Annotated in this window: 15 protein-coding genes and 1 tRNA gene; 10 read left to right on the top strand and 6 right to left on the bottom strand. The window is 60.8% G+C overall.

Annotated elements, in window-relative coordinates; genetic code table 11:
* The first annotated feature begins 182 nt into the window (after positions 1 to 182).
* From GA0061101_RS09215 to GA0061101_RS09205, 3 genes are all read left to right on the top strand, one after another.
* On the top strand, positions 183 to 791 hold the full coding sequence (locus GA0061101_RS09215) for a TetR/AcrR family transcriptional regulator (RefSeq protein ID WP_047555414.1): 609 nt from the start codon (positions 183 to 185) through the stop codon (positions 789 to 791).
* Between the two features lie 61 nt (positions 792 to 852).
* On the top strand, positions 853 to 2,007 hold the full coding sequence (locus GA0061101_RS09210; RefSeq protein WP_092573510.1) for an efflux RND transporter periplasmic adaptor subunit: 1,155 nt from the start codon (positions 853 to 855) through the stop codon (positions 2,005 to 2,007).
* 21 nt (positions 2,008 to 2,028) lie between these two features.
* Positions 2,029 to 5,181, top strand: a complete 3,153-nt coding sequence (locus GA0061101_RS09205; protein WP_037200039.1) for an efflux RND transporter permease subunit — start codon at positions 2,029 to 2,031, stop codon at positions 5,179 to 5,181.
* 69 nt (positions 5,182 to 5,250) lie between these two features.
* On the opposite strand, the gene GA0061101_RS09200 is transcribed toward GA0061101_RS09205, so the two are convergent.
* The 4 genes from GA0061101_RS09200 to GA0061101_RS09185 form a co-directional block, all read right to left on the bottom strand.
* Complete coding sequence (locus GA0061101_RS09200; protein WP_245297458.1) at positions 5,251 to 6,000, bottom strand: metallophosphoesterase family protein; 750 nt, start codon at positions 5,998 to 6,000, stop codon at positions 5,251 to 5,253.
* Between the two features lie 380 nt (positions 6,001 to 6,380).
* Entirely contained in the window at positions 6,381 to 6,854 is a 474-nt protein-coding gene (locus GA0061101_RS09195) for a VOC family protein (RefSeq protein WP_092573509.1), read from the bottom strand.
* A 306-nt stretch (positions 6,855 to 7,160) separates the two neighbouring features.
* On the bottom strand, positions 7,161 to 8,177 hold the full coding sequence (pdxA, locus tag GA0061101_RS09190; protein WP_092573508.1) for a 4-hydroxythreonine-4-phosphate dehydrogenase PdxA: 1,017 nt from the start codon (positions 8,175 to 8,177) through the stop codon (positions 7,161 to 7,163).
* Entirely contained in the window at positions 8,174 to 9,334 is a 1,161-nt protein-coding gene (locus GA0061101_RS09185; protein WP_092573507.1) for a four-carbon acid sugar kinase family protein, read from the bottom strand. Before GA0061101_RS09185 ends, pdxA begins: the two co-directional genes overlap by 4 nt.
* Before the next feature lie 241 nt (positions 9,335 to 9,575).
* On the opposite strand from GA0061101_RS09185, the gene GA0061101_RS09180 reads away from it, so the two are divergent.
* Entirely contained in the window at positions 9,576 to 9,923 is a 348-nt protein-coding gene (locus tag GA0061101_RS09180) for a CAP-Gly domain-containing protein (protein WP_034483120.1), read from the top strand.
* 100 nt (positions 9,924 to 10,023) lie between these two features.
* Here the strand turns inward: GA0061101_RS09180 and GA0061101_RS09175 are convergent, their stop codons facing one another.
* The gene (locus GA0061101_RS09175; RefSeq protein ID WP_092573506.1) at positions 10,024 to 11,088 is read right to left on the bottom strand and encodes a D-alanine--D-alanine ligase family protein; all 1,065 of its coding nucleotides are present in this window, start codon (positions 11,086 to 11,088) and stop codon (positions 10,024 to 10,026) included.
* Positions 11,089 to 11,414: 326 nt separating this feature from the next.
* Here GA0061101_RS09175 and GA0061101_RS09170 point away from each other — a divergent pair, with 326 nt between their 5' ends.
* Positions 11,415 to 12,605 (top strand): AIPR family protein, encoded by a 1,191-nt coding sequence (locus GA0061101_RS09170; protein WP_092573505.1) that lies wholly within the window; start codon positions 11,415 to 11,417, stop codon positions 12,603 to 12,605.
* Between the two features lie 277 nt (positions 12,606 to 12,882).
* On the opposite strand, the gene GA0061101_RS09165 is transcribed toward GA0061101_RS09170, so the two are convergent.
* Positions 12,883 to 12,957: transfer RNA gene (locus GA0061101_RS09165), tRNA-Thr, on the bottom strand.
* A 155-nt stretch (positions 12,958 to 13,112) separates the two neighbouring features.
* Here GA0061101_RS09165 and GA0061101_RS09160 point away from each other — a divergent pair.
* From GA0061101_RS09160 to GA0061101_RS09140, 5 genes are all read left to right on the top strand, one after another.
* The gene (locus tag GA0061101_RS09160) at positions 13,113 to 13,385 is read left to right on the top strand and encodes a hypothetical protein (RefSeq protein WP_244655185.1); all 273 of its coding nucleotides are present in this window, start codon (positions 13,113 to 13,115) and stop codon (positions 13,383 to 13,385) included.
* 113 nt (positions 13,386 to 13,498) lie between these two features.
* Positions 13,499 to 14,791: a UDP-N-acetylglucosamine 1-carboxyvinyltransferase gene (gene murA, locus GA0061101_RS09155; RefSeq protein WP_092573504.1), complete on the top strand. Its 1,293-nt coding sequence runs from the start codon at positions 13,499 to 13,501 to the stop codon at positions 14,789 to 14,791.
* Positions 14,792 to 14,924: 133 nt separating this feature from the next.
* A complete protein-coding gene (locus tag GA0061101_RS09150) occupies positions 14,925 to 15,368 on the top strand; it encodes a DUF2948 family protein (protein ID WP_037200049.1) in 444 nt (147 codons plus the stop codon).
* Between the two features lie 60 nt (positions 15,369 to 15,428).
* Complete coding sequence (gene hisD / locus GA0061101_RS09145; RefSeq protein WP_092573551.1) at positions 15,429 to 16,727, top strand: histidinol dehydrogenase; 1,299 nt, start codon at positions 15,429 to 15,431, stop codon at positions 16,725 to 16,727.
* Between the two features lie 3 nt (positions 16,728 to 16,730).
* Positions 16,731 to 17,204, top strand: a complete 474-nt coding sequence (locus GA0061101_RS09140; RefSeq protein ID WP_037200050.1) for a UPF0262 family protein — start codon at positions 16,731 to 16,733, stop codon at positions 17,202 to 17,204.
* Positions 17,205 to 17,209 lie beyond the last annotated feature (5 nt).

Raw genomic sequence — 17,209 nt, 5'->3', positions numbered from 1 at the left:
TCCGCCAGGCGCGTTGTCGATGATTTAACTCTTGTTTCAAGTTGTCCGGCGCAATCTCGGTTTATTCAATAGCATCTGAAAGCTGCCTGCAGTTGTGGGCGGCTTTCTTGACATCGGCGCTCTGATGATTTACGAGTGACGAAAATTGAAAATCGTCACTCGTAAATCATCAGGTTATGCTCATGCTCGATCTTCCCGATATCAGCGCCGATCCTGCGCGTCAGGAAAACATCGCGCGAATTCTCGTTGCCGCCGAAAAGCTGTTTCGCCACTATGGTTACAGCAAGACGACCGTTGCCGACATTGCTCGCGATCTCGGCATGTCGACCGCGAATATCTACCGGTTCTTCGCCTCCAAGGGCGAGATTCATCAGGCCCTCTGCGGGCGTATGCTCGAACAAAGTTACCTGATGGCCCTCAATATCCGCAATCAGCCGATCAGCGCATCCGATCGACTACGGGCCTACGCCATGGGCCAGTACAAGATGACGCTGGAGACCATGCTCGATGAGCAGAAGGTTCATGAGATGGTTGTCATCGCCATCGAGAGCGCATGGCATGTCATCGAGAAGCACATCGTTCGTATTCAGGATCTGGTTGCCGAGATCATCGCCGAAGGCATAGCTGCCGGCGAGTTCGTCGAGCAGGATCCGGTTATCGCGGCCAAGTGCTTCGCTTCGGCGACCGTCGATCTCTGTCATCCGCAGATGGTCGCACAATGCCTCGGCAAGACATACCAGGCCAAGCCCGAGGATCTTATCGAATTCGCCATCAGAGCCTTGAAGAAATAACACTCCGCGCACCGCATTGGCCGGCGCGCTCCCACTCTTTGTTCGACTTTAGGAGAGCGACATGGTTTCGCTGACAACCACCACCCTACGGACCGTTGCCGGCGCTGCTTTATTTGCCGCCTTGGGGCTCGCACTTTCGGGCTGCAATGAGAAGAAGGAAGAGACGGCTGAAGTGATCCGGCCGGTGAAAGTGGTCGAGATCGCCCAGGCGGATACGACGCGCAAGCTCGACTATTCCGGCTCTGTCAAGGCACGGACGGATATGAACCTCGGCTTCCGCGTCAACGGCAAGATCGTCGAGCGCAAGGTTGACATCGGCGAGAAGGTCAAGCCTGGCGACGTGCTCGCCCGCATCGACGCCACCGATTACGTTCTGGCGGTGCGCCGCTCGCAGGCGGATCTGGATTCGGCGGAAAAGCAGGTGCAGACGACCGAGCTTGCCCGCAACCGCGCCCAACTGCTCTTCGACAAGAGCGTCGGCTCGAAATCGCAGCTCGAACAGGCCGAGCTTTCCTATGATCAGGCCGTCTCGACGCGGGATTCCGCTGTGTCGGCGCTGGCCGAGGCGAAAAACCAGGTCGCCTACAGCGACCTGACGTCGGATATGAGCGGCATCGTCACCACAATCAATGCCGATGTCGGTCAGGTGGTCAGCTCCGGCACACCGGTTATCACCGTCGCCGTCGACGGTGAGAAGGAAGTGCTGATCGCCGTGCCGGAAATGGATATCGCGCAGTTCAAGGTCGGCAAGGATGTCAAGGCGCGCTTCTGGTCCGATGATGCGCTGGTGCTTGACGGCAAGGTGCGTGAGGTGGCTGGCAGTGCCGATACCCAATCGCGAACGTTTGCGGTGCGCGTGAGCCTGCCGAACGATCCGCGTGTGCTCCTCGGCATGACGGCGACGATCGAGGCGCAGGCCGACAATACTCAGCCCTATGTTTCCATTCCTCTGAGCGCCCTTGCGCAAAGGAATGGGCAGCAGATCGTCTGGCTCGTCGACCGTGGTGCCGGTATCGTGCATTCCCGAGCTGTCAAGGTTGCGGATTTCGCCGATGACGGCGTCCGCGTTGCCGATGGCCTCCGGGCCGGCGATGTCGTGGTCGCGGCCGGCACGCAGTTCATGACCGAGAATATGAAGGTCAAGCTTTCGGCCGCTTCAGCTCAGCAGGCCGCCGCCGATACCCATGCCGCTTCGGCGGCGGACATCGTGCGCTAACGGAACCGAGAGGGCGAAATCATGTCCATCAACAACACTTCCGGCGAGAAGAAGCCTTTCAACCTGTCGCGCTGGGCGATCGGCCATCCGAGCATTGCGCGGTTCCTGTTCGGTCTCATCATCATCGCCGGTGCGCTGGGCCTGACCCATATGGGTCAGAAGGAAGATCCGGATTTCACCTTCCGCGTCATGGTCGTGCAGACCGTCTGGCCCGGTGCCTCCCTGCAGGACATGGAAGACCAGGTGGTCAACAAGATCGAGCGCAAGCTGCAGGAAACGCCGCATCTCGATTGGGTCAAATCCTATACCCGCGCCGGCTTTGCCATCACCACCGTCCAGATCAAGGGTGACACCAACACCGCACAGGTGAAGGACGCCTTCTACCAGATCCGCAAGAAGGTCGGCGATATCAGCAACGAGCTGCCATCCGGCCTGCTGGGTCCCTATTTCAACGATGAATTCGGCGATACCTTCATTACGCTGCATTCGATCAGCGGCGATGGCTTCACCTATCCGGAACTGAAGAAATTCGCCATCCAGGCGCGCGACATGCTGCTTTCCACGCCCGGCGTCGAGAAGGCCACCATCATCGGCGACCAGGCGGAGCAGATCTATATCGATGTTTCCTCCAAGGTGCTGGCCGAGCGCGGACTGACGCTCAACGACCTGAAGAACGCCGTCGTCGGCCAGAACAACGTCGATCCGGCCGGCAACGTCGATACCAGCACGCGCTCCGTGCGCATCTCGGTCGAAGGCGATGTCAACAGGATCGAGGACATCAAGAATCTGCGCCTGACCGCTGGCGGCCAGGTGACCCGCCTCGGCGATATCGCCACCGTCACAGCCGGGCTGCAGGATCCCTACACCGCCAAATTCCTCTACAATGGCCACGCGAGCGTGCAGCTCGGTGTCGTCATGGCCAACGGCTACAAGGTGACCGATGTCGGTGCGTCCGTGGAGGAAACCTATAAGCGCTTCGAGGCTTCGCTGCCGGTCGGCGTTCAGGTCGACCAGATCGCCAACCAGCCTGAGGTCGTTACCGACGCCATCAGCGAGTTCATGCATGCGCTCGGCGAGGCGCTTGTCATCGTGCTGATCGTCTCGTTCGTGTCGATCGGCTGGCGTTCCGGCCTCGTGATCGCCATCGCCATTCCGCTGGTGCTGGCCGCGACCTTTGCCATCATGTACGAGCTCGGCATCGACCTGCAGCGCATCTCGCTCGGCGCGCTCATCATCGCGCTCGGCCTGTTGGTCGACGACGCCATGATCGTGGTCGAGCTCATGGAGCGCAAGCTGGAGGAGGGGCTGGTAAAGCTCGATGCGGCCAGCTTCGCCTATTCCTCGACCGCCTTCCCGATGCTGACCGGTACGCTGATCACCACGGCCGGCTTCATTCCGGTGGGCTTTGCGGCATCGACGGCGGGCGAATATGTCCGCACGCTCTTCTATGTCGTCGGCATCGCGCTCGTGGTGTCCTGGTTCGTCGCCGTCTATTTCACGCCATGGCTTGGCTACATGATCCTCAAGCAGCGCCATCATGCCGGCGAGCATCACGATGTCTTCGACACGCGCTTCTATCGTCGCCTGCGGTCCTCGGTCTCCTGGGCCGTGCGCCATCGCATCATCGTGCTGCTTGTGACGCTTGCCGCCTTCGTCGGCAGCCTCTGGTCCTTCCAGTTCATTCCGCAGAACTTCTTCCCGCAATCGTCGCGTCCGGAGATCCTTGTGGATTTGTGGCTGCCCGAGGGAACCAGCATCAAGGAAGTGGAACGGCAGGCGCAGGCGCTCGAATCGCGCATGGCCGATGATCCGGACAAGCGTTTCATCGCCACCTATGTCGGCCAGGGCGCGCCGCGCTTCTTCCTGCCGCTCGATCAGCAGCTCACCAACCCGAACTATGCCCAGATGCTTGTCATGGCCAAGGACGAACCGGCACGCGAGCGGCTGATCACCAAGCTGCGTTCCATCCTCGCGGCGGACTTCCCGTCCGTCCGCAGCAAGGTCGACCGCCTGTTCCTCGGTCCGCCCACAGGCTGGCCGGTGCAGCTGCGCGTCATGGGTCCGGATCGGCAGGAGGTTCGCCACATTGCCGACGAGGTGAAGCAGCGCTTCTCCCAGAATCCGCTGCTCGGCGCCATCCACGACGATTGGCTCGAGCCGGTGCCGGCCATGAAGCTGGTCATCGATCAGGACCGCGCCCGCGCGCTCGGCGTCACCTCGCAGCGCATCCGCCAGATACTGCAGGCCTCGATGTCCGGCTTCACGCTCGACAACTACCGCGAAGGCGAGGAAACTGTCGGGATCGTCGCCCGAGAGCCGGACGCCAGCCGTCATCTGCTGACATCGGTCAACTCCGTCTATATCCCGACGGATACCGGCGGGTTCGTGCCGCTATCGCAGGTCGCCAAGGTCGTGCCCGTGATGGAGCAAAGCATCGAATGGCGTCGCGACCGCCTGCCGACCATCACCGTGCGGGCGACATTGCCCGACAATGTGCAGTCGAACGACGTGACCGCCGCGCTCTATAACGGCATGGCGGATCTCAGAAACAGTCTGCCGGCCGGCTACAAGATCGAGATCCAGGGCGGTGCCGAAGACAGCGCCGAAAGCCAGGCCTCGATCGCTGCCAAGGCGCCGATCATGCTCGTCATCATCGTCGTGTTGCTGATGGTTCAGCTGCAGCACTTCGGCAAGGCGATGCTGGTGCTGGCCACCGGCCCGCTCGGCATCATCGGTGCGGCAGCGGCCCTACTGATCAGCGGTGCGCCCTTCGGCTTCGTGGCGATCCTCGGCGTCATCGCGCTGCTCGGCATCATCATCCGCAACTCGATCATCCTCGTCGACCAGATCGACCAGGATATCGCGGCGGGCATGGACCGGAAGGAGGCGATCATCGGCTCTGCCGTACGTCGTTTCCGGCCGATCATGCTGACGGCACTGACGGCGGTGCTCGCGCTGATCCCGATCTCGCGCGGCGTCTTCTGGGGTCCGCTCGCCTACGCCATGATGGGCGGCATCCTGGTTGCGACCGTGCTGACCATTTTCGTGCTGCCTGCAGGCTATGCCCTGTTCTTCGGCCGCGAGCCGAAGAGCAAGTCGGCGGAGCCAGCGGCCAAGCAGGAGGAGAGCAACGACGCCGTCGATCATCTGCCACCGGCCATTGCTGCGGAATAGCAGGCGCGGATAAAACCAAAGGGGCCTCGGTCTATGCCGGGGCCTTTTTTATTTCGGCGATGTGATTGCTCAAAAGCTCGGCGTCAGGATCGTCTGCCTGTTGTCGGCGATCTTGAGGACGGTGAGGTCCCCGCCCATGGAAACGGCGGTGTCGATACCGATGCGGCCGATGCCGAAAACCGGGCGTGGACCCGGGGTATGTCCATGGACGACCAGCACCGGCAATCGCGGGCCTTCGAAGAGGAAAGGCTCGCGGATCCAGATCAGCTCTTCGTCGGTCTGTTCGGCAAGCGGTATGCCGGGCCGGATGCCGGCATGGACGAAGATGACGGAACCCACTGTCACGGCGACCGGCAGCGAGCGCAGCAACTCGATATGGGCTTGCGGAACGGCCTGCCGGACGATTTCGCCGAACTCTTCGATGCTCTTGCCTTCTTCCCGCAGCAGATGTTTCGCGTCGACGCCATAGGAGGCGAGCGTCGGGCCGGCGCCAAAGGACAACCAATCACTGTTGTTGCCGGGATCATCCAGGAATTTCAGGAAGACGTCGTCGTGATTGCCGAGGAGAGCGTAGCGATCGAAGCCCGATGGCGGCGGTTCGCAAAGATGCTGCAGCACATCGCTCGATCGCGGGCCGCGATCGACATAGTCGCCGAGGAACATCAGGAGCTTCCGGCCGGGAATGGCGCTCGCATCCTCGACGATGCGCTTCTCGGCTTCGAGCAACGCGTCATGGCATCCATGGATGTCGCTCAACGCATAGATGGCTGCATAGTCCTGTGCGGGAAGGCCGATGCGCGCACGCTGGGGCTGTTCCATGACCTTCGCCGTTCTCCCGCCGAAAAGTCGATAAAATAGCCGCATGGTCGACATCCGCAAGCGCTGGCGTGACGGCATGATTTCTTTGAGGATATGTCAATAATTCCGCCTACTTAGGCGATGGCGCGACCGTATTCCAGCCGACGGCCCTGCGCAAGCTGCGCCTGCGGATGATGCTTGCGCTAAGGTTGCTACGGTTAAGAGACGGAAGACGATCGGCGCGGCTACGTGTCAATCTGACCGGTGCGGTTGTTGGCGGCTGGTGTGGTGGAGCGTTTTGCGACGGGATGCGTGACGAACAAGGGTTTCTCCCGGTCGCCGCGTGCGCTGCGGTTCCTACAGATGGCGACCGGGAGCTTCAGGTTCGAGACTTTTTCACACTACCCATGATATGCCGCTTGCAGCCCGGTAACGTCGAGCTTGACCATCTGCATCAGCGCCTGCATGACGCGCGCGGCCTTGGCCGGATCAGGATCGGCCAGGAGCTTGCTAAGCACGGTCGGCACGATCTGCCAGGAGACGCCATAGCGATCCCTGAGCCAGCCGCATTGCTCGATTGCCCCGCCATCGGCGAGCCCCTCCCAGAGCCGGTCGACTTCGGCCTGATCGGTGCAATCCACCTCCAGCGAGATCGCATGGGTGAATTCGAAGCGGGTGCCGCCGTTCAACGCCATGAAGCGCTGGCCGGCAAGGGTGAAGCCGACGACCAGAACCTGATCGGCCTTGCCGGCCGGGGTGTCGACGAGGTTTTTCTGCACATGGTCGATCCGGGAATCCGGAAACAGCGAGACGTAGAATTTCGCAGCCTCCTCGGCTTCGTGTGCGAACCACAGGCATGGGGCAATTTTTGACATCGGGTGATCTCCTCTCCTGGATGGGTCTCGTTCTAGCCAGGCAGCCAGAGGACGTTTGAAAGGGAGGGATGCCGACAAGGAGAGTTTCAAAAAATGCTTTTCAAGGCGATGCGGGCAGGTGGGATTGTTGTTGCCAATATCGACTGTGGAATTTGCGGAGGGCGCATTATCCCCCTTCTCCCCGAGGGAAGAAGGAGCTTACGGCATCGGCATGCTCCATATGCAATTGCCCTGCCCACATGGGGAAGATGTCGCGAAAGCGACAGACGCGCGGCATACGAGAGAAGCATTGGCCGATGCAATAGCTCAACCGCCCGTCGCCAACCTCTCGGCAAACTCGATCGCCTCGATCAGGCTGCGCTCGTTGGCAATCCCCTTGCCGGCGATGTCGAAGGCGGTACCGTGGTCGACGGAGGTGCGGACGATCGGCAGGCCGAGAGTGATGTTGACGCCGGAAAGATCCAACCATTTGCCGGTTGCCGGATCGATCTCGAAGCCCAGCAGCTTGACCGGGATATGCCCCTGGTCGTGATACATGGCGATGACGGCATCATACTGGCCGGCGCGCAGCTTGACGAAGACGGTGTCGCCGGGGACGGGACCGACGATATCGAGGCCATCGGCAACGGCCGTGGCGATGGTGGGCGCGGAAATATCGATATCCTGACGGCCGAAGAGGCCGCCTTCGCCGGCATGCGGATTGAGCGCCGCAACCGCAATCTTCGGCCTGGCGATGCCGAGATGCTTGAGCGCCTTGTCGGTGAGGTCGATGACGAGGCGCAGCCGCTCAGGCGTCAGGCGCTTCGGCACATCCTCCAGTGCGACATGGGTGGTGACGTGGCTGACGCGCATGTTGCCGTGGGCGAGCATCATCACGGAGCCACGCGCGCCGGTGAGCTCGGCCAAAAGCTCGGTATGGCCGGCATAGTGGAAGCCGGCCTTGTTCAGCGCCTCCTTGTTGAGCGGCGCGGTGACGATGCCGCCGACCTTTCCGGCCATGGCGAGCTGAACGCCCTTCTCGATCGCCTTGAAGGCCATGCGGCCGCCATCGGCGGAAAGCTGGCCGGGCAGGATAGGCTCGCCCTCGACATCGGCCTGGATGAAGCAGAGGTTCGGCCAGTCGCCATCCATCTGTGTCTCAGGAATTTTGATGTCGAGGCCAAGCTGCTGTTCTGCCAGGCGAAGGGAAGGGCCGCTGCCGATGATTGTGAGTTTTAACTTACCTTCTTCGATCTGATCCTTCAGCCGTGCCGCAGCCTTGAGGATGATCTCCGGGCCGATGCCGGCGGGGTCACCCATTGTGATTGCCAAATGCCGCGTCATGGCTCTTCTCCTCCGACGATCAATGCGTTTTCATTCAATAGATCGCGCCACAGGGTCGGGCCGCCAAAAGCGCCGGACTTTGAAATCACGGACACCCCTTCCCAGGGGCCGCCGATGATCGTGGAGCAGGGCAAGCCCGGCGCGGCCTGGCCGGTGAGCTTGAGAGCGGTGACGCCGAGGGCGGTGCAAAGGTTCCGCAGGGTTTCGCCGCCGGCGACGATCAATGTGGCCGGCGCGGGCAGAGCCTTGGCAATGCCGCCGAGAGTGGTCTCGATCCGCTTTGCCGCGTCGTCTCGTTCGAGCCCCGCCGGCAGATCGACGCTGACCAGTGCGATGCCGCCTTGGTGGAGGCGCGCATCGACCACGTCAGCGCCCGTGCCTTCCGTAAGCTTCAGCCAGTAGGGACCGCAGGCCTGAAGCTGCGCCAGCGTGATCGGTTGATCGGAGCCGAAGAGGCCTATCACCGGTCTTTGCAGTCTGCGTGAAACGGGCACGGAGGGTGCGGGATGCATTCCCAAATTGCCATTCCGCGCCAGCGCCTGCGCCAGCCCACCAGTGCCGGACCACAGAACCGGCCCTCGCACTCGCGCTGATATCCACGAGATGACGGCGTCCAGATCGCTATCCGAATGGGCGTCGAAAACATGGATGCCATCTGGAACAGGTTTATGTTCTTCGGCATCGACACGGTTTTGGCTCAGTGTAGTGTTGAAGGCTGGCAATCCCTCGGCCCTCAGCTGCGCAACCAGATCGCCGCTGACATCGCGCCATGTCTCGTTGCCGGCAAAGAGCACCTGCCGTCCGCCCCGGGTATGTCGCCCATGATGCGGAAAGGCTGGGGCGAGGATGCAATGTCGCCAGTGCCCGAGCCGGAAACAGGCCGCCAGTTCCGCCGCCCAGGGGCCGCGAAACAGGCTATCCACCTTCTTGAAGGCGATATCCGCGCCCTTCAGCAGCGGCGCAAGCCTGCCCGCGATGGCGGCTGCTTCGGCCGCCGATTTCTCGCGGGTGCCGGTATCGATCGCAAAACCATCGGGGAGTTTCGCCGGAAGTGCATCCCCGTGCCGCACCTCGATCGGCCCGCACAAGCCGACGAATTCCACCGCCGTATCGAGCGCGCCGGTGAGATCGTCAGCAAGGAGGCGGAGGGTGGGCATGATGGAGGGAGCCTTCAGCGGGCTTTGCGGGTATCGGATGTGGGCATGAAAGCAAGGCCTTACGGCTGCTCGAGCGAAGTGCAATCTTCAGCCTTCCATGAGGCTTGTCAACGGGTTGCTTTGTCACCGTTGCATTGATCGGGTCGCGCCATTCGCCACGTTTACTCTGAAGCCGATATGCGGCTATGGTCGTGCCCTGGCGATAGGGTTATAGGTTCCTTGTCGCTTCAAGGAGAGCATAGTGAGCTACGATTTCCATGTGGGCCAGAAGGTCGTCTGTATCGATGACAAGTTCAAGCATGTCAGCATCGACCAATTGATCCGCAAGGGCACGATCTACACGATCCGCTGGGTCGGCGAATATACGCATTATGTCGACGGCACCTTCATTGGCGTGAAGCTCGAGGAGATCCATCGCGGCAATGATGACGGCCCCGAAGGCTATGGCGCCGACGACATGCCCTATCGCGCCACCCGCTTCCGTCCGCTGGTGAAGGACAAGATCGCCTCGCTCAGAAAGCTGCTGGCCCCGACGCCCGATGCGCCGGTCGAGCCGAAGGTGAAGGTCAAGAAGACGGAAAAGGTCTGACGGGCAGGGAAGGGGCGGCGGCGAAACCCCTGCCGCCCTTGCCGGCTGTCTTGACGCAATTGCGGACGGAAAACCGCTCAGCACTTTTCCTGGAATTGCGCTAGGCTTGCCTTGCTCTGGCAAGCCCATGCTCGATCAGCCGGCCGACGAGCTCCTGATAGGAAATGCCCGAGGCGCCCATGGCCTTGGGGTACATGCTGATATTGGTGAAGCCCGGCATGGTGTTGATTTCGTTGATAACAACGCTCTCATCCGGCCGGACGAAGAAATCGACGCGCGCCAGCCCTTCGCATCCCAGCGCCCGGAAGCCATCCGCCGCCATGCGCCTCAGCGTCTCGGCCGTCTCGGCGGGGATATCCGCCGGGATGGTGATCACGGCGCCGTCCTGATCGATATATTTCGCATCGTAGGAATAGAAGCCGTGCGTCGCGGCGGTGGCGATTTCGCCTGGCACGGAGACGAACAGCGTACCATCAGGCTGCTCCAGCACGGCGCATTCGATCTCCCGGGCGCGGACGAATTCCTCGACGAGCACCTTGCGGTCATGCCGGAAGGCATCGGCCAGCGCGCTTTCGAATTCCCCGGCATCATGCGCCTTGCTGACGCCGACCGACGACCCCTGGCGGGTGGGCTTGACGAAGACGGGCGAGCCGAGCGCGCTCACGATTGCCTCGAAATCCGGCTTTTCGCCACGCGTGAGCGTGACGGAGCGCGCAACCGGCAGGCCTGCCTCCCGCAACAGCCGCTTGGCGATATCCTTGTCGATCGCGTTTGCCGAACCCAATATGCCGCAGCCGACAAGGGGAATGCCGACCATCTGGGCAAGACCCTGAATAGAGCCATCCTCGCCATAAAGCCCATGCAGCACCGGAAACAGCACATCGACCGCCGGGATCTCCCGTGCGCCGTCGCCTTCCAGCGCCAGCAGCCGACCCTTCGCCCCCGGCAACAGGCAAACCTCCGTGCCTTCATAGACAACCGGCTCGCCCAACACGCCGCCCTCCGCCTCGACCAGCAGCCAGCGCCCGGCGCGATCGATCAGGATCGGCACGACCTCATATGTCCCGGCATCGATCGCCCGGATGACATTGCGGGCCGACATGATGGAAACATCATGCTCGCTGGACTGGCCACCAAACAAAACGGCGACGCGGAGTTTCGACATGAGGGCTGCTCTCCCGGGCAAGAAGGGTGTGACGGATGGGAGGGTTTAAACGGGGGATTGCAGCGGAATTGGGGAGGGTGGGTTCGCGATGGGCCGAACTTCGTATCTAAGTTTTGGTGCTGTCAACAATAAGTTGAGATCCCTAAGCCGCTGAGAATTTTAGGTTTAAAACCGATCTGAAGAAATTCCTGATCGCATAGACAAGTGGTGTCACGCACCCCTGTTGACTATTTGCTACGTGGAAGGCATGCTGTTCTTGTCGATACGCGGTGGTCATCCAGGTGGGTGCGCCTTTATTGTCGCGATCGTCGGATTAGGAGAATAAAATGACTGCTACACCGCAGAACGCTTTTGCGTTCCCTTATCATACTTGCCGTAACATCAGCTCACCCGAAGATGAAAGTTCAGATCGAAAGGTCTACGCCGGGCATGCGCCTGCATCTTCTGTTCTTATGTTGGAAGACAATGAGAACGTGCGAGAATATCTAGTTGATGTTCAAGGCAAGCAAAAACGTTCCCCAACCTTGGTGCATCAAGCAATCCGCAAGACTCTTGTGGATACGCCCGATATTTTTAGTATCCTCAATGGGGGCATGGTGATTGTTGCTAAAAGCGCTGTCGTTGACGACAAGGCGAAAATGATAACGCTTGAAAATCCAAGCATTATTAACGGTTCCCAAACGCAAGGTGAGTTGAAGCGCTACTTCCAGAAGGCGGCCGGAAACCCGGAATTTACCCCGAGCATTCGGTACGAGATTATCATTACCCGGGACGAAAATCTTGTTGCCGAGATATCTATCGCGAGGAATTTCCAGAACGATGTTCGTGCGATTTCAATTGCCGGCCGCAAGGGGCAGCTCGACGAACTGGAAGAGGCAATTAGGCGCCATTTTCCGGATGCCAATCTGCGCAAGCGAGAAACCGACCTTGTTACTGACGAAGATGACGGTTTTCTCGATACTGAGAAGGTAATTCAGGTTATATTTGCGCTAATGCCGCCGGAAATCTTAAAGCGTATCGGCGGTGCTGGCGATCAAACAGAACTAACGAACAAGGCCTTCTCGTACAGCCAGAAGACACGCTGCCTTAAACTCTTTCAAAAGATTGAAGCTGACACGTCTCTTGAAGACGTCTTCGATTGTCTCCTAGACTTAGCTGGTCCCGCCTGGCAGCTCTATGAGAAATGGAAAAGCCACCAGAAGTTCAAAGGAACGAGGCTTCGATCAATAGAGCGGGAAAAGGGAGCTGTGGTGTCAGTGCCAGACGGGATAATATTTCCGATAATAGCGGCGCATTCAGCTTTCGTCTCGCAAGATAATAACGGTCGTTGGGCGCCTCGTATTCCGATTGCGTTTAACGACGAAGAGCTGATTGAGGCGGCAGCACAAGCCTACACGGAAATTGCCGGAAGCAGCCCGCAGCTGATGGGTAAAAGTAAAGCGTGCTATACTACGCTACACCGGATAACCTCGATCTATGCTCGCCTTTCGACCAAAACTGCTGATATCTTTAGCTAAGTTATTAGCTGTCCCTCGTCGTGCCTGTGCGGCGAGGGACAGTAAACGCACGCAATCTCAGCCCACATAGCAAGTCGTCCCTGAGGCTATGGATGCCGTAATGCTGATTGCGGCGAGAAATGCCCCCGTTTTCGACTCGAGGAAGAATTTATCTCGGATGCAAGTCCATGCGGGCCTATCTGGATTTGCGATTGTGTGTCGCAAAAAAAGATGATGGTAGCCGATACGCATACAAATGAAGCTGATATTTAAATTATTGGAAAAATATTAAGGAAACTGGTGCTGCTAGAGAGATTTGAACTCTCGGCCTCTCCCTTACCAAGGGAGTGCTCTACCCCTGAGCTATAGCAGCAATCCGTGGCGCGGTTAAGTGCGCCGTATTGGGCGAGGCGGCTATTGCCATAGGTCGGGGCTGAGTGCAAGCCGCAATTTTCAACTTCGGTGAAAGATCGTGGGAAAAAATGTGTCGGTCTTTTGACGGGCGGGGTTTTCCGCTATGACGAATAGATGGGTGCGGACAAGACGAAGATCGATGACGGCAAGGTTTTGCAGGGCGGTTTGACCGCCGGCGAGGCGGGTGAGCTCGCGGGCGGCAAGCAGATAACCGAGGCGGACAGGCGGCGCGAGCGGGCGGCGCTGAAGCTGCGCGAGAATCTGTCGCGTCGCAAGCAGCAGGTGCGCGCCCGCCGCGCGGGACAAGCCGACGAGACGGATGGGCTGCCGGCTGCAAAAGCTGGGGATGAGCCGGATGCTGCCGCAAAAATGGACGAATCGCAATGATTGATGTCGCCCATCATCAAACGAATTGAAGCCTTAATCTATTTCGTCTAAAGAGCGCTTTTTCCCAGGCGGACGGAACTTCAGGAAAGGCGGGCCTTGCCCGTATTGCACATATGGATCGTATCAGGATTGTCGGCGGCAACGAGCTAAACGGTATCATTCCGATCTCCGGCGCCAAGAATGCCGCCCTGCCGCTGATGATCGCCTCGCTTTTGACCAGCGATACGCTGACGCTGGAGAACGTGCCGCATCTGGCCGATGTCGAGCTTCTGATGCGCATCCTCGGCAACCATGGCGTCGACGTCGCCGTCAACGGCCGGCGCGAGCGCCAGGAAGACGGCTATTCCCGCACCATCCATTTCACCTGCCGCACCATCGTCGATACGACAGCACCCTATGAACTGGTCGCCAAGATGCGCGCCAGCTTCTGGGTCATCGGGCCGCTGCTTGCCCGCGAGGGCCAGGCGCGCGTGTCGCTGCCGGGCGGCTGCGCCATCGGCACGCGTCCGGTCGATCTGTTCATCGAGGGCCTCGAGGCGCTCGGCGCCACCATGGAAATCGACGCCGGCTATATCAATGCCACGGCGCCCAAGGGCGGCCTCATCGGCGCGCGCTATGTCTTCCCGAAGGTTTCGGTCGGCGCGACGCATGTGATGATGATGGCGGCGACGCTTGCCCGCGGCACGACGGTTATCGGCAATGCGGCGCGAGAACCTGAAATCGTCGATCTCGCCAATTGCCTGATCGCGATGGGCGCCAAGATTTCCGGCGCCGGCACCGGCACGATCACCATCGAAGGCGTCACCTCGCTTTCCGGCGCCCGCCACCGCGTTCTGCCTGACCGTATCGAGACCGGCACCTATGCCATGGCCGTCGCCATGGCCGGCGGCGATGTCCGCCTGGAAAATACCGATATGGCGCTGCTCGACACCGCGCTCGAAAGCCTGCGCCGCGCCGGCGCCGATATTTCGGCGACCAATAACGGCATCCGCATCAAGCGCAACGGCGGCGGCATCCAGCCCGTCGATATCGTCACCGATCCGTTCCCCGGCTTCCCGACCGACCTGCAGGCGCAGTTCATGGCGCTGATGACGCGCTCGTCGGGTACCGCACATATCACCGAAACCATCTTCGAAAACCGCTTCATGCATGTGCAGGAGCTCGCCCGCCTCGGCGCCAGGATCTCGCTTTCCGGCCAGACGGCCCGCATCGAGGGTGTCGAGCGATTGAAGGGCGCGCCGGTCATGGCGACCGATCTTCGCGCCTCCGTCTCGCTCGTCATCGCCGGCCTTGCCGCCGAGGGTGAGACTGTGGTGTCGCGCATCTATCATCTCGATCGTGGCTTCGAGCGGCTGGAAGACAAGCTGACGCGCTGCGGCGCGGTGGTCGAGCGCATCAGCGACTAAAATTATTTCTTGTCGTGCAGAGAGCGGGCGAGCCCGCTTTCTTCGGTTGCGTCTTTTGCGCTCGCATCCTATGTCCACAGAAGGGAAACGTCTGTTACGGCGTTTCGATTGTGCGATCGGGGATAAAGGGCGAATGGGCGATCTGAAGCTAATGGCACTCGACAACGAAGATCTGGGCGTCATATCCGCGCATATGCAGGATAGCGTCTTCAAGGTCGGCGACATGTCCTTTGCGCCGACGCTCGGGCAGTTCTCGCTTGCGGCCAATCGTTTTGCCTGGGAACAGTCGGGTGAGCGCGGCAAGCCCTATCAGCGCCATCGCGCCGCGCTGGTGTTCAAGCGGGTGCAGGCCGTGCGCTCCAATGGCGTCGACCGGCGCAACCGCGACGAGGTGCTGTCGCTGCTCGCCATCCGCTTCGAGCAGAAGGGCGAGGGGCCTGACGGTACGATCGAGCTGACGCTTGCCGGCAAGGCCACCATTGCGCTCGATGTCGAATGCATCGAGGTTCAGCTTGCCGATATCGGCGGCGCATGGGAAACCGCGCATAAGCCCCGCCATCCGGATGCGGGCGAATAGGCAGGCGATCGATGAATGCCGGCCGCTCAGGGCGGCCTCGATGAAAGAGGATTATCAGCGTTGGCTATCTGGCTGGATCAGGCATCGGAAGGGTTCGAGCAGCAGTTTGCCGCCTTTCTGACGACCAAACGGGAAGTGTCCGAAGATGTGAATGCCGTGGTGCGAGGCATCATCGACGATGTGCGGACGCGCGGCGATGCCGCCCTTGCTCACTATTCCCAGAAATTCGAAGGCATCGATTTCGCCACGACGCCCATGCGCGTCGCCGAAGCCGAGATCGATGCGGCGATCGCAGCCGTTCCCTCCGAGGTGCTGGGGGCGCTCAAGGTTGCCGCCACCCGCATCGAATCGCATCATCGCCGGCAATTGCCGAAGGACGATATCTATGAGGACGATCTCGGCGTCGGCCTCGGCTCGCGCTGGACGGCGATCGAGGCTGTCGGCCTCTATGTGCCGGGTGGTACGGCAAGCTATCCGAGCTCTGTGCTGATGAATGCCGTGCCGGCCAAGGTCGCCGGCGTCGAGCGTGTCGTCATCACGGTGCCGACCATGGGCGGCGCCATCAACCCGGCGGTGCTGGCCGCTGCCCGCATGGCCGGCGTCGAGGAGATCTACCGCATCGGCGGCGCGCAGGCGATCGCGGCTCTTGCCTATGGCACGGAGACGATTGCTCCGGTCTACAAGATTACCGGCCCCGGCAATGCCTATGTGGCCGCCGCCAAGCGGCATGTTTTCGGCACCGTCGGCATCGATATGATCGCCGGCCCTTCGGAAGTGCTCGTCATCGCCGACAAGAACAACGATCCGGATTGGCTCGCCGCCGATCTCTTGGCGCAGGCCGAGCATGACGAGGGCGCGCAGTCGATCCTGATCACCGACGATGCCGAATTCGGCAAGGCTGTCGAAGGCGCCGTCGAGCGCCAGATCAAGCAGTTGAGCCGGGCGCAGACGGCGGCGGCAAGCTGGCGGGATTTCGGCGCCATCATCCAGGTAGCCGATCTGAAGCATGCCGTTCCGCTCGCCAACCGTATCGCCGCCGAGCATGTCGAACTCGCCGTTGACGATCCCGACGCGTTGCTTGCCGGTATCCGCAATGCCGGCGCCATCTTCGTCGGCCGCCATACGCCCGAAGTGATCGGCGATTATGTCGGCGGCTCAAACCATGTGCTGCCGACGGCCCGTTCCGCCCGCTTCTCGTCCGGCCTTTCCGTGCTCGACTTCGTCAAGCGCACGTCGATCCTGCGGCTCGGGCCAGAACAGCTACGCGCGCTGGGACCGGCGGCGATCGCGCTTGCCAATTCCGAGGGGCTGGACGCACACGCGCGGTCCGTCGCGATCCGCCTCAATCTCGAGGGGTGAGGCATGGCTGAAGGCGTCTTCCGGCTGAGCGACGTTGTCCTGGACGACACGATCGGCCGCTCGACGCCGGATGTCGAACATGAGCGCGCCGTCGCCATCTTCGACCTGATCGAGGAAAACAGCTTCGAGCCCGTGGGACACAAGGGCGGCCCCTATCTGCTCAATCTGTCGCTGGTCGACCAGAAGCTGGTCTTCGATATCCGCACGGAAGATGGCGTCGTGGTCGCCACGCACATCCTGTCGCTGACGCCGTTCCGCCGCATCGTGAAGGATTACTTCATGATCTGCGAGAGCTACTACGAGGCGATACGCTCCTCCACGCCCAGTCGCATCGAGGCGATCGACATGGGCCGGCGCGGCATCCACAACGAAGGCTCCCGGACGCTGATGGACCGGCTGAACGGCAAGATCGTCATGGATTTCGACACAGCCCGCCGGCTCTTTACGCTTGTCTGCGTGCTCTATTGGCGCGGGTGACTGTC

The organism is Martinezella lusitana (assembly GCF_900094565.1).
GTDB classification, from domain to species: Bacteria; Pseudomonadota; Alphaproteobacteria; order Rhizobiales; family Rhizobiaceae; genus Rhizobium; species Rhizobium lusitanum.
This window is presented reverse-complemented; position numbering and strand designations above follow the sequence as displayed.